Annotated in this window: 7 protein-coding genes; 3 read left to right on the forward strand and 4 right to left on the reverse strand. The window is 33.2% G+C overall.

What is annotated here, in order from left to right:
* Window positions 1-693: 693 nt before the first annotated feature.
* The 4 genes from DK442_RS00005 to DK442_RS00020 form a co-directional block, all read right to left on the reverse strand.
* Window positions 694-2,991 (reverse strand): FdhF/YdeP family oxidoreductase, encoded by a 2,298-nt coding sequence (locus DK442_RS00005; RefSeq protein WP_109433788.1) that lies wholly within the window; start codon window positions 2,989-2,991, stop codon window positions 694-696.
* A gap of 223 nt (window positions 2,992-3,214) precedes the next feature.
* The gene (locus tag DK442_RS00010) at window positions 3,215-3,727 is read right to left on the reverse strand and encodes a hypothetical protein (RefSeq protein WP_109433789.1); all 513 of its coding nucleotides are present in this window, start codon (window positions 3,725-3,727) and stop codon (window positions 3,215-3,217) included.
* A 199-nt stretch (window positions 3,728-3,926) separates the two neighbouring features.
* Window positions 3,927-4,460, reverse strand: coding sequence for a hypothetical protein (locus tag DK442_RS00015; RefSeq protein ID WP_109433790.1), 534 nt, complete (start codon window positions 4,458-4,460; stop codon window positions 3,927-3,929).
* 269 nt (window positions 4,461-4,729) lie between these two features.
* Window positions 4,730-6,730 carry a putative porin gene (locus tag DK442_RS00020; RefSeq protein ID WP_109433791.1) on the reverse strand — a complete coding sequence of 667 codons (2,001 nt, stop codon included), beginning with the start codon at window positions 6,728-6,730 and terminating at the stop codon, window positions 4,730-4,732.
* A gap of 224 nt (window positions 6,731-6,954) precedes the next feature.
* On the opposite strand from DK442_RS00020, the gene DK442_RS00025 reads away from it, so the two are divergent.
* The 3 genes from DK442_RS00025 to DK442_RS00035 all read left to right on the forward strand — a co-directional run bounded on the left by DK442_RS00025 (window position 6,955) and on the right by DK442_RS00035 (window position 14,081).
* The gene (locus DK442_RS00025) at window positions 6,955-7,557 is read left to right on the forward strand and encodes a ribonuclease HII (protein ID WP_109433792.1); all 603 of its coding nucleotides are present in this window, start codon (window positions 6,955-6,957) and stop codon (window positions 7,555-7,557) included.
* A gap of 150 nt (window positions 7,558-7,707) precedes the next feature.
* Window positions 7,708-10,176 carry a hypothetical protein gene (locus tag DK442_RS00030; protein ID WP_160113988.1) on the forward strand — a complete coding sequence of 823 codons (2,469 nt, stop codon included), beginning with the start codon at window positions 7,708-7,710 and terminating at the stop codon, window positions 10,174-10,176.
* A gap of 248 nt (window positions 10,177-10,424) precedes the next feature.
* Window positions 10,425-14,081 carry a reprolysin-like metallopeptidase gene (locus tag DK442_RS00035; RefSeq protein ID WP_109433794.1) on the forward strand — a complete coding sequence of 1,219 codons (3,657 nt, stop codon included), beginning with the start codon at window positions 10,425-10,427 and terminating at the stop codon, window positions 14,079-14,081.
* Window positions 14,082-14,158: the final 77 nt, after the last annotated feature.

Consider the following 14,158-nt stretch of genomic DNA (forward strand, 5'->3'; position numbering starts at 1 on the left):
TTTTTGTAATCACTAAAGCAATCTTCATCGCTAGTAATTCCTGTGGATACATAAGGAATCGAACCTTATAAATGTCGTAAAAAACACCCTACTCCTGTACTATCTCTAAACTTATGAACTTCGCTCTATTTCTGTAAGCGGGTGCAAATATACAACCCTTTTTTATTCCACAAAGCTTTTTTTAATTTATTTTTGAAAAGTTTTTCCAAACCCTAAATCCAATATAAAATCCCAAAAACATAACCGCTCTGAGCGGGCGCAAACATACAACCCTTTTTTATTATATCATGAAATTTATTAAGAAAATTTAAAACATCTTAAACCTCCCTAAAAAAATAAACCAAATCTCAATGAACTAAACAAAACAATACCCCGTTTTGCGGGTGCAAATATAGAACCCTTTTTCTTTATGACAACAAAAAAAATCAACTATTTTTTAAAAAAAATATAATATTCTAGAAACATTGACGTTACGAAGCAAAAAAAATCCTCACTCACATAAATACATTGCTACTTTCTTTAAATAACCCTATAATTTTTACGTTTTATTTTTATCCTTCTCGCGTGAGGGATAGTCGTAAAATCCCACAGCCTGAGTTTACGAAGTGCGAGGAATTGAAACAAATAGCCCGACCGAAGTGTAACGAAGGGGACGCCAAAAACAAAAAAGAGTCTTTATTAAATAATTACTGGCTATATCTTTTCTATTTTAACCACAATAGATTTACTTATTGGCGTATGACTTTTATCTGCAAAATGATTATACGGAACCAGAACATTGGTTTCTGGAAAATATGAAGCTAAGTTTCCTTGAGGAATATTATAAGGTATTACCAAAAAATTAATTGCTTTTCTTTCTTTATCATTATAATTACTTATCAAATTAACTATATCAAGTTTCTTCAATCCATACTTTTTCATATCCTCTTCATTCATAAGTACAATTCTTCTTTCATTATATATTCCTCTGTACCGATCATCTAAACCATAAATTGTAGTATTAAACTGATCATGAGAACGAATAGTCATTAATATAAACTCGTTTTCATCAATCTTATGTTTTGGCATGGTACAAACACTAAATTGTGCTTTACCATTGGGTAATTTACTAAAATCTAAATCTCTTACATTATTAGGAAGATAAAACCCAGACCCTTTGGATCGGTTATTTATATCATCAAATCCATTAAGAACTGCTTCAATTTTCTCCCTGATCAGTTCATAATGTTCGCTTAATTTTTTCCAATCTACCACATGTCCTTTATGAAAATAGGCATCTGCAATCCCTCCAATGATTTCGGGTTCGCTTTTTAGACTTCCAGAAGCTGGCTGCAACAATCCTTTTGATTGATGTACCTTTCCCATACTGTTCTCTACAGTGAAGTATCTTGGTTTTCCATCTTTACTATCTAACTCTGATCGCCCAAGTGTTGGTAGTATCACCCCTGTTTTACCAGTAACTAAATGTGTTCTATTTAATTTTGTACTTACAGACACTGTAAGATCACAATTCTGAAGCGCTTCTGCTGTATATTCTGTATCTGCGGCTGCAGACAAGAAGTTACCTCCTAACGCAATAAACACCTTAGCTCTCCCTTCATACATAGCCTCTATAGCATGTACCGTATCTAACCCTTCTTTATCTGGAGGCGTAAAACCAAAGGTATTTTCTATCGCCGTATTTAATGTCGGTGAAACATGGTGCATAATACCAACTGTTCTATCTCCTTGTACATTACTATGCCCTCTTACCGGACATGTTCCGGCCCCTGGCTTTCCTAAGCTTCCTTTAAGCAATAATAGATTTACACATTCTTTTATATTATCAACACCATTTTTGTGTTGCGTTAATCCCATAGCCCAACATATAATAATCTTATTATTATTAGCCAACAACTCCACTACTTCATCTATTTTACTTTCTTCTACTCCGCATAATGCTAAAAGCTCTTCCTCAGAATATTTCTCTACATCTTTTATCAAGTTTTCATATCCCTGAGTATAGGTGTCTATAAATTTATGATCAAACACATCACCTCTTTCTTCATCTAATACTTTAAGTTTTTTAATGATTAGTTTTAAAAGAGAAACATCCTGATTTATTTTTACCTGTAGATGGATATCTGTCAATCTAGTTCCTGAAGATAAAACTCCTTTAATTTCTTGAGGGTTTTTAAATCGAATCAGACCGGCTTCTTCTAATGGATTAATACTAACAACCTTCCCTTTATTTTCTTTACATTTCTGTAAAGCAGACAACATTCTGGGATGGTTTGTCCCTGGATTCTGGCCTATAACGAGGATTACTTCTGCCTTATCAAAATCCTCGAGCTTGACTGATCCTTTTCCTATACCTAATGTTTCACTCAAGCCTACTCCACTTGATTCATGACACATATTTGAACAGTCTGGCATATTATTCGTTCCGAATGCTCTAATAAAAAGTCCATATAAAAAAGCCGCTTCGTTGCTAGATCTACCCGAAGTATAAAATACACCTTCGTCTGGCGAATCTAGTTTATGTAATTCATCTGCTATTAATCGATATGCTTCTTCCCAGGAAAAGGGTTCATAATATACACTACCTGGTTTTAGAATCATTGGTTCTGTTAACCTTCCACTTTTACCAATTTGGTAGTCTGACCAATGCGATAATTCTTCTACTGAATATTTTTCAAAGAAACTTTTATCTACTCTTTTGTTTGTTGCTTCTTCTGCAATTGCTTTTGCTCCATTTTCGCAATATTCTCCCAATTTTGAAGGTGCATCTGGATCCGGCCAAGCACACCCAGGACAATCAAATCCGTCTTTTTGATTCATATGCGCCAGAGTATGCAGTGATTTTACCACCCCCATCTCTTTGAATGCGTGTTGAAGAGCGACTTTGACTGCTGGTATTCCTGCTGCATATTCTGCAGGTTCTTTAAGCTTAATCCCGGTGAATTCTGTGGGTCCGAGTATAGAAATATTTCTCCTTTTGATGGTGCTCATTGGTATATTTTAAAGTCAGCAATATTGGGTAATGCTGATCACTATCAAAGATACATCAAAATGTATAATCCTTATCAATAAGAATGCGTTCTACACTCTAAATTACGATTTTGGATTAGATTTTTAGCTATATGTTATACAAAGGGTAGTGGCTATAAAAGTATATAGCCTTCCTTAATGAAAGAGTTTCCTGAAAATTAGGTTGCAACTATATTGATTTTATTTATTTAGGCATAAACCTTGAAGGATCTTCCTTAACTTTTTCTTCTTCTGTGGAATAGTTTCTTCTATATTCTGGTTCTTTTTTCTGCAGTAAGGTTTCTTTGATATTGCTTTGCTCTTCTTTAAACAACAACATTTCCTTCTTCTTTTTAAATCTATAAATTATATAGCACAGCAATACACCTCCTCCAATAGACCATGTAAACACTGCTTCCTGGGTAAAAAAAGTAATTCCAAGAATAAGCAAAAGAAATCCCCAATACTCCATATTCATCCAAAATATAGTATGCTGATTTCGTAAAACTATTTGTTCTCCAGTTTTCGGGTCTATAGAAGGTTTTGGAGAACTATTCCATTTATGACCTAACACTATACTAAACAAACCTGACACGATTAGAGGCAAAGCAAAGCCATACTGAGCATAATCACTTGACAATGCAAAAAGCAAAATAAAAAAAGTAGCGGCTAAAACCAAAACCGTTAAAATCCCTCGTCCTTTCCAAATAAGAATCATAATTCAAAAATTAATTTCAACACAATTAGTATTTTAATTGACTAATTATACAATTACCTAAATATTAGCACATATTACATTACTAATATAACAAATCCTAGAAGTCGATGGTTAATTTCTGAGTTTTAAAAAGACATTGCAACATTAAAAATTAAATAATGAATTACTTAATACCATGAATAGAATGTCTTTTAATTTTCTAAGGAATTGTTCCTATCTCTCTTAACTTCCAGTCTCCTTTTTTCTTTATAAATTGAAAACTATGCTGCCCTCCTTCATGCTCAGCACTGGGTTCTGTAGTAGTCACTAAAACTTCATACAATTCTACTTCTTCATTGTCATTTTTATAGAATATTGTCTTTTTCTCTTTGAGAATTGAAACAAACTCTGGATTAAAAATCAAATCAAAATCTTCATTTATAAATCTATCTATTGGAATATATATATCTTTATCATATAGTTGATTATACCAATCTGGATCTGACTCTCTTTTAGCATCTAATTCTTTTTGCTCTGCTAAAGTATTTTCTAAGCATAAATAACACCGTATTGTTTTACTTGATACCTCTTTAAATGCTGCTTTATCTTTTTCCTGAACTATTGTCAAAAAATTTTTCCAGGTTTTTTCTATTCCATTTTCAACCAAAGAGCTTTGATCTTCTTTTTTTAATTTCACACAAGAATAAAGTATAGTAACAAGAAGAAATGTTGTAGTAATTTTTTTAATCTTCATAATCTTAAATACTAGTTAATACCATTTCTCACATGAAGTTACCGTATAAATTGTCTCTTTAGATCTCATGTTGTGTTACAAAATTGATCGATAGCTATGGCTATCCATAAATTTTCTTCCTTACCTAAAATCAAAATAGTTCAATTTCGTATTTCAGTAATTTTATATAAGAATTGGTATAATTTCAAAACCTGAAATTATCGTATTCTATATTCTTATCCAAATTGGAAATATAATAGTATTGTCAAAATGATTTGATTAAAAATTGATTAAAGAAAGAAATTCCAAACAATACCAAAACGAAGTACAGCATCACGAGTTGCATATCCTGGTGTAGAAAACTCTTTATTTTGACTAAAGGCTTCTCCAAAATTTTCAACCTTGAAAAAAATGCGCGTCTGTCTCACTTTAGCATTAAAGAATAAGTCAACCTGTGGAAAATCTCCTATTTCCTGATCATTTTGAACATAAAATTCTGCCAGAACAGGATCGTAAGCATCTGCTGTATAACTGGTGAAATATTTAAAAGTGACTCCTGCCTGCAAGAAAAGTGCATTTTTCTTGAACCAATGATCTTGATAGTATAAACTATTTCTTGTAACGACCCTTGGGATGTTATATACCTGGTTTCCGCCTCCTACATTCTGATACACCACAGTATTGTCCAGACCAAGTTTCCATAATTTAATCCCTTGAGTAACTTTTACTTTTAGGATATCAAGAGTTTCTGAAGCTTGCAACGGAATAGTTGCCCCATCTGCATTTTTAGCAAAATATGTATAGTTATCTATCGTAGAGAAACTCCCTTCTACTTCTGCAATTTTTTTTGCTTTAATATTTACCTGTATTTTCTTCGTTTCTATATTAGAAAAATTATCATTTTGCCAGTTGTAATTTACATAATCACTTTGATAAAGAAGAAAGTTATAATTTGGAGCAACCTCACTAGCGCTTATCTTTGCCTGAATACCATATTTTTCGTTCAGCTCATATCCTGCACCTGCATTAAAATAGTTCCCTTTAAAACCTTCGTTATTATGTCCTTCGGCATTTTGAGATACAATTGTTTTTCCGTCTGCAAATATTTGAAAACCTTTATATGTATTATGATACTCACCACCAACAGTGAATATATCTCCTTTTATACGATTGGTAATATTAATTTGATTATTCGCGTCATCTACCTGATTTAAAATCGTATTATATCCATAATTGTAATTAGAGTTTCCTCCCAGTACACGCAAATTACCCAACCAATCGTTTGTAAAATCAACAAACACATTATTTGTAAAATCTTCTAAAGCTACATTATCTGCAATAGCTCCTGACACATATGCCTCTCCTAGGAGGTTATTAGGTGCAATTGCAGCCTGATCAAAACGAAACCTTTTATCTGTAATATCTAAAATATGACCAAAAGACAATCCCGTAGATGTACTATCTGTTTTTTTAATTATTGCATACTCATGATTTAAGTAAAATCTTTTACCAAGAAGGATATTTTCTGCATCTTCATAATTGACACTTATTGAGCCTCGGTCTGCAAATTCACTTTCCTCACCTACAAATTCTCCTCGAGCTAAATATTGATCTAGCCCTTCTTCAGACAATCCTCCATTTTCTTCATTCAGTAAATCCTGAGTTACAAAATGTGTACGCACTTTATATCTATCATTCTTTGTGACATAACTTGCCGTTGCCCTAAAATTACCTGTGCTGGTTAACGCATGTTGGTATTTCCCTAACGAACGCACTCCTTTATAAGCAATAGAAAGATTTAACCTAGGTGAAGTATTTACCGTAAAAAAAGCATCTAATTGTTGTCCTTGTTCAAAAGTAGTATTAAAATATAGTTCTGTAAGTGGCGTAGCAACCTGATAATATTTTATATCATCAGCTTCCATAAAATTAAAATGTCTTGATCTGGCTCCAAAGAGTGGCAGTAAATGATCTCTCTCTTCTCGTTTTATAAGACTATTATAAGATTGGCCAATATTATGAATGGGTAACAATCCAAAATCATCTCTTCTAAGGTAATTAAATTTATAATCCTTTTGTATCGTTAAAGTAGTATCCACTAAGGTGGTATCATTATCTATTGTAATGATTTTGTATGATGTTATAGGCGGTTTCTCCTTTTCCTTCTTTGGTGCGAATTTCCTCTCAAGCCCATTAGAATTTTGATTTGGATCTTCTTCTTGATTCCTATCCTGTGCCCAAATCACTGAAACTGATAGTACTAAAAATATAAGTAGTATGTTTTTTCTCATTAGAATGCTGAACTGTGGCAAAAATATACTTTTTTAACGAAAGTAAATCATACTCATTGTTTGTTTAAGTTAACTTTTTCTTCAATTTTATCTGTTTGCATTTATTGTTTTTATGTATCAGACAGAATTCGCTAATAATCATTTTGATTATTCATAAATACTTTATATTAATTCATTTCCAAAAATAGTTTTTAGGTATTCTATTCATACTGTATCTTCGCGTTATGCTTACTTTAAAACTAAATCCTGATATACTCGAGTGCGGAACAGATGAAGCCGGACGCGGGTGCCTGGCAGGGCCTGTTACTGCAGCTGCAATTATATTACCTGACGATTTTAACAATACCATTCTAAATGACTCCAAACAACTTAGTGAGTCCAAAAGAAAACAATTAAAACCGCTATTAGAAGACTGCGCTTTGACCTATGGTGTGACACATATTTTTATGGAAAAGATTGATGAGATCAATATTCTAAATGCTTCTATCCTTGCAATGCAACAGGCTATAGAACAATTACAACCTCAGCCAGAACATATCATCGTAGATGGAAATAGATTTAAACCATATCATAATATACCTCATACTTGCGTTATTAAAGGAGACGGAAAATATTTAAATATTGCGGCTGCCTCGGTACTCGCAAAAACATATCGTGATGAGTTTATGGAAAAAATACATGAGGAATTCCCAATGTATAACTGGAAAAAGAACAAAGGATATCCTACGGTAGAACATAGAAATGCAATTCGTAAGTATGGAATTACCAAATATCACAGAACCAGTTTTAGGTTATTACCAGAACAACTCACACTAGATCTCAAATAATTATATATTTGAGATCTAAACAATAAGGAAACTAAAATATATTTGGATTATATTTCAATTATTAAATTTGGACTTTATATTTAACACATCAGAAAACTAAAAAATTTTATTTTGATCAATGAATTTAGGAACACAAAACTCACACATATAATGAAAAGAATAGTTGTCGTTCTTTTAGTTTTTATGGCTATTTCTTGTGATGATATTTCAAAAACATCAAATTCTTTAATCGATCACATTCCCAGAGATGCTCAGGTTATTATAAAGATTAATGATTTAGAAGGAGCTACGAGCAAGTTAAGAGATAATAATTTTATTAAAAACAACAATCAAATAGCTTTTTTTGAGTATTTCAAAAAACTCTCTATTCTAGATGAAACTAATCAGTCAGAAGGGCTCTTATGTTTTTCTCCTCTGGGTAAAAATGATTTTGAATATACTTATATTTCAAAATTTAATCCTGCAGCTATCAATCAAGATTCATTAAAAACCAAAACGATTGAGACTATAAATTATGCTGAAAATACTATTTACAAAATTACATCAAAAGGACAACCATTCTTTGCTACCAGACAAGATAGCCTGTTAATTGCTTCTTCTTCTCAGTTATTTATAGAGAATGCAATTCGAATGAAGGCCACTCCAATTCCTATTGATAAAGATTTACAAAAAGTATATGAAGTCTCGAGTACAGACAATACTATGTCTATACTTATAAATGGTAAGAAATTACAAAATATTCACAACTCTTTTCTTCCGAGTGCAACTTTAGAAAGCTTACAGAATTTTAGTGGTTGGATATCTGTAGATGCTTCTGTAGATCAAAATGCCATACGTCTTGATGGTATTGCCATAGAAAAAGATTCTTTATCAAGTACTATTGGCATCTTTGACAATACAATAGCACAAGAAAACAGAATCTCAAGAGTTACCCCGGTGACTGCAAAAGGTTTTGTATCTTTTACTTATGATGATTTTGATATCCTGAAAAAAAACCTCTCTATGGCTCAGGACAGGGCATTGGAAGATATTCCTGAAGATCTTGATGAATTATTATCTGGAGTTACCGAAATAGGCACTATTTTTCTAGAGAAAGAAAAAGTACTAGTCTTAAATTCTTTAAATGGAGAAACTGCTAAAGAGAGTTTGGCTGGTGACCGAGTAGAGACTTATAGAAACACTACGATATATAGCTATAAAAACAGTGCTTCTTTTTCTCAAATCCTTACCCCTTTAGTTAAAGATTTTGAGGCTAAATTTTATACCATTCACGGAAATTTTGTCATTTTTAGTTCTTCTATCAATTCTCTTAGAGATGTTATTTCTAATATTTTGAATCAAACATTACTTCATGATCAAAATTATTACAAAAAAACTATTAAAGATTTATCTGATCATGCATCAATACTAATCGCTGGAACTGTCAAAAATATAAAACAATACATTTCAGAAAATGCAGAAGAAGAATATAGTACGCAATTAAAAGAGATAAAAGACAAGGGATATCAGATTGGTTTAATACAGGTTATAAAAGAAAATGATTTTGCTCATATCCATAGTATCTTGCAAAAGAATATGGTTAAAGGTGCAGCAACATCGGTTACACAAACGGCCTCTACATCCTTAGAACATAATCTTCTTAACAAGCCTATTCTTGTCAAAAACCATAGAACAAAAGGTATGGATGTTGCCGTACAGGATATTCAAAATAATCTTTATCTCATCTCTGACAAAGGTTCTATATTCTGGAAAAAACAAATTGATGGTGAAATCCTTGGTGATATTCAGCAAATCGATATTTTTAAAAATGGCAGATATCAATTACTATTCAACACTGCTAACACATTATACCTGGTTGATCGTGATGGTAAAGATGTCAAACCATACCCTAAAAAATTTGATGATGAAATCACACAACCTCTAGCCTTATTTGATTACGACAAAAGCAAACGCTATCGTATTATTATAACTCAAGGCAATCAGATAAAAATGTTTAATGCCGAAGCTGAAGTGGTCACAGGATTTGGATTCAAAAACACCGAAACGAATCTTATCATGAAACCAAAGCATATTAGAATTGGAACAAAAGATTATATCTTACTTTCTGAAAAGAATGGAAAATTAACTATTCTTGATCGATTAGGTAAACCAAGAGTCAATGTAAAGGAGAAAGTTGATTTTTCTAAAAATGAATGGTATCAATATCTGGATAAATTCACCACAACTACGAAGAACGGAAAACTGATTCAGATACAAAATGACGGAAACGCTGTAGAGCAAAATTTAGGTTTGCAGGAAGATAACAGAATGGTGTCTACCAACAAAACGCTGGTAACATTTTCAGAAAATAAATTAACCATAAAAGGAAAAACTCTAGAATTAGATTTTGGAGTATATACCGAACCTAAACTCTATTTTATCAATAACAAGATCTATATAACTATAACAGATATACAAGCAAAAAAAGTATATCTCTATGATAGTAATGCAGAATTGTTTCCTAATTTCCCTGTATATGGAAATTCGGTACTAAGTCTTGGCAATATGGATAAAGATCCTAATCTGGAGTTTGCAGTGCAAGGTGAAGAAAACAGTATTTTGATCTATCAGATAAATTAGATCATACCTAAAATTATTACTAAAAACCGAAGGTAAAACTTCGGTTTTTAACTTTAATAAAATCCTTGTTACTTTCTGTTGACTAACACTTTCCTTTGTCAAAAACCTCAAAACAATTACTAACAAAAATTAACACTACGTTAATATTTCATTTAGATTTTAGGCTCGTTGCGTTAAAAACAGGCTCCTAAGTACTAAATTTTAAGATTTTGAGTTGTACAAATCAACTAACACAAATCAACTAAATCATGAAATCCAGTATTTTACACAAAATACTGATATTCACTTTTTTATTAGTGAATATTAGTGTTAATGCTCAATTATGGAACCCCATATCTCCCAGCACCGTACAAGCCAAATCTCAAGAGCTTAGAAAAACAACCCCTAATCAATATCAACTATTTAACCTAAACACTACTGCTTTAACTTCTATTCTTAAAAACACACCTTCCAGAGTACAGCAAAAAAGTTCAAATATCATAATGGAACTTCCTACTAAAGACGGTATATTGAAAAAATTCAGAATCCTTGAAGCTTCCATTTTTGAAGATGGTCTTGCTAAAAAGTTCCCCAACATACGATCCTTTATCGGCTATGGAATAGATGATCCTACATCTGTAGCGAGATTTAGTTTTTCAAAAATCGGACTCCACGCTATGATAACTTCTGGAAATCATGGCACTATATATATTGATCCATATAGTAAAGACAAAGAAAATTATATCTGCTATGCTAAAGCAGATTTACCCTCAAACCCCAACAGTTTTAAATGTTTGGTAGAAGACAATGTCAAATCTAATTTCTCTAACCAAAAAATCAATAGTATAAAAAATGCTAATGACAGTAAATTAAGAACATTTAGGCTTGCTGTTGCATGTACCGGGGAATACTCTCAATTTCATCTCAATAATCAAGGAATACCTGCAAGTGCTTCTGATCAGGTAAAAAAACAAGCTGTTCTTTCTGCTATAAACACTACCATGACCAGAGTTAATGGTATTTTTGAAAGAGACTTGGCCTTGACCATGGTACTCGTAAATAACAATGAAGATATTATCTTTCTAAATGCAAGCACAGACAATCTTAGTAACAGCAATGCTAATGCATTAATAAATGAAAGTCAAACCGTTTGTGACAATTTTATCGGTTTTAACAATTATGATATTGGACACGCCTTTAGTACAGGAGGAGGAGGATTAGCACAACTTAGATCTCCATGCACCAATTCTAAAGCCAGAGGTATTACGGGAAGTCAACGTCCAATAGGAGATCCATATGATGTAGATTATGTAGCACATGAAATGGGGCATCAATATGGTGGTAATCATACTCAAAATAATAGTTGCCAGAGATCGAATGCTTCTGTAGAGCCAGGAAGTGCTTCTACAATTATGGGCTACGCCGGTATTTGTTCTCCAAATGTACAGAATAATAGTGATGCGTATTTTCATGCTATCAGTATCCAGGAAATGTGGCAAAATATTTCTCAAGGAAATAGTAGATGTGGCTCACAAAGTAATACAGGAAATGCTGCTCCTACTGCCAATGCAGGACAAAACTATACTATACCAGCATCAACACCATTTGTATTAAAAGGTAATGGATCAGATTCTAACACTGGAAATAGTCTTACATATTGTTGGGAGCAAATGGATTCACAACCTGCAACTATGCCCCCATCAGCTAATTCAACTGGTGGGCCAGCTTTTAGATCATTGAATCCTACATCTTCTCCCGATCGATATATGCCTGCAATATCGACAGTAATTGCAGGACAAACTTCATCCACATGGGAAGTTGTTCCTTCTGTAAGCAGAACAATGAATTTTAGGCTTACTGTAAGAGATAATGCTTCTGGTGGAGGTAGTACTGCAAGTGATGATACTCGAATCACTGTTACTGACGCTGCCGGGCCATTTGTTGTAAGTACTCCTAATACAAATGTTAGCTGGGCTTCAGGATCAACACAAACTGTGACATGGAATGTAGCAGGAACAACAACCAATGGCGTAAACGCTGCTAATGTTGATATCCTACTATCCACTGATGGTGGAAACACATACCCAATCACTATTGCTACTGCTGTAGCTAATGATGGTTCTCAAAGTATTACGGTCCCAAATGCAGTAGGAACGCAAAACAGAATTATGGTTAGAGGATCAGGACATATTTTTTATGATATTTCTAACGCAAACTTTGAAATAACTCCGGGTAGTGGTGGAGATACTCAAGCTCCAACAATACCTGACGGACTCAACACTTCTAATATCACACAAAATTCTGTTGATCTTAATTGGAATGCCGCTACAGATAATGTTGGAGTTACAGGATACGATATATATCAAGGAAATACTGTAATCACAACAGTGTCAACTACCTCATATCAAGTAACCGGACTAACTGCCAATACTTCATATAGCTTTAGAATAAAAGCTAAGGATGCAGCAGGTAATATATCTGATTTTAGTGCTACAGCCAATGCTACAACACTTTCTCAACCAGATACTCAAGCACCAACAGCTCCTACTAATTTAACTGCTTCTAACACTACACAAACCACTACTGATCTAAACTGGAATGCAGCTACAGATAATATTGCTGTTAGTGGTTATGACGTATATAGAGGAACTACTGTGATTTCAACAGTAACTACAACATCATATCAAGCCACAGGATTATCTCCAAATACAACATATAGTTTTAGTGTTAAAGCAAAAGATGCTGCAGGTAATGAATCCAATGCAAGTAATAGTACAAATATTACTACACTGCCATCTGGAGGTACTACTTCTTGTACAGGTGGAATTTCATCATTCCCATACACTGAAGGATTCGAAAACACCTTAGGAGCTTGGACACAAGGGACAGGAAATGATTTTAATTGGGTTACAAATGCTGGAGGAACCCCATCAAGAAATACTGGACCTTCTAGTGCAGTGCAAGGAACAAATTATATATATATGGAGTCATCTTCTCCTAATTATCCAAACAAAAGATCTATTCTTAACTCTCCTTGTTTTGATTTGAGCGCTCTTACAGCAGCAAACTTTACATTTCAATATCATATGTATGGTGCTTCTGGTATGGGAAGCTTAACATTAGAGGCTAGTTCTGATAATGGTATTACCTGGAATTCGGTTTGGTCTAAATCAGGGAATCAAGGAAACTCATGGCAATCTGAGAATATTGATTTAACATCATATCTAGGCTCTACAGTACAATTAAGATTTAATGGTATTACAGGTAACACATGGCAGGGAGATATGGCAATAGATAATATAAACCTTACTGAAGGAGGTGGGCAAACAACTTGTACTGACGTACTTATCACTCTTAATTTTGACGATTATCCTCAGGAAACAAGTTGGCAAATCACCGATAGTAATAATCAAGTTGTCGCTTCTGGAGGAACATACGCTTCTCAGCCTGATGGTTCTACACTAACAATTACTGAATGCTTAGATCCTGGAACATATACTTTTACACTTAATGATAGTTATGGAGACGGAATTTGTTGTGCTTACGGTAGTGGTTCATACACCCTTACATCACAAGGAACAACAATAGCCTCGGGCGGATCTTTTGGAACTTCTGAATCAACTACATTTACCATTGGTAATCCTTCTGCCAGAACACTAGTTACTATTGATAATACAACAACTACAGATCCTTTAGAAGTTTTTGTATTTCCTAATCCCGTAGGAGACCAGAGCGTATTAAATGTTATCGTTTCTAAGAAAGATACAAAATATGAGATTGTTAATATTCTTGGAAAAATTGTAATGAGAGGCGCATTAATTAAAAAGACAATTAACACAAAATCATTACCGTCTGGAGTATATATCTTAAAGCTCAATCCAGGAGGAGAAGGTAAATATAAATCGATTCAATTTGTACAGGAATAGGATAGGTTTAGTAAAAAAACGAATTAAGCGATGTATTGAAAAATGCATCGCTTTTTTTAGCTTCACCTTTTACTTTA

Source organism: Aquimarina sp. AU119 (genome assembly GCF_900312735.1).
GTDB classification, from domain to species: Bacteria; Bacteroidota; Bacteroidia; order Flavobacteriales; family Flavobacteriaceae; genus Aquimarina; species Aquimarina algiphila.

Bases quoted from the DNA above. Each gene is read 5' to 3' on its own strand.
- DK442_RS00005 (WP_109433788.1), bottom strand. From the start codon at position 2,991: ATGAGCACCATCAAAAGGAGAAATATTTCTATACTCGGACCCACAGAA.
- DK442_RS00010 (WP_109433789.1), bottom strand. From the start codon at position 3,727: ATGATTCTTATTTGGAAAGGACGAGGGATTTTAACGGTTTTGGTTTTA.
- DK442_RS00015 (WP_109433790.1), bottom strand. From the start codon at position 4,460: ATGAAGATTAAAAAAATTACTACAACATTTCTTCTTGTTACTATACTT.
- DK442_RS00020 (WP_109433791.1), bottom strand. From the start codon at position 6,730: ATGAGAAAAAACATACTACTTATATTTTTAGTACTATCAGTTTCAGTG.
- DK442_RS00025 (WP_109433792.1), top strand. From the start codon at position 6,955: ATGCTTACTTTAAAACTAAATCCTGATATACTCGAGTGCGGAACAGAT.
- DK442_RS00030 (WP_160113988.1), top strand. From the start codon at position 7,708: ATGAAAAGAATAGTTGTCGTTCTTTTAGTTTTTATGGCTATTTCTTGT.
- DK442_RS00035 (WP_109433794.1), top strand. From the start codon at position 10,425: ATGAAATCCAGTATTTTACACAAAATACTGATATTCACTTTTTTATTA.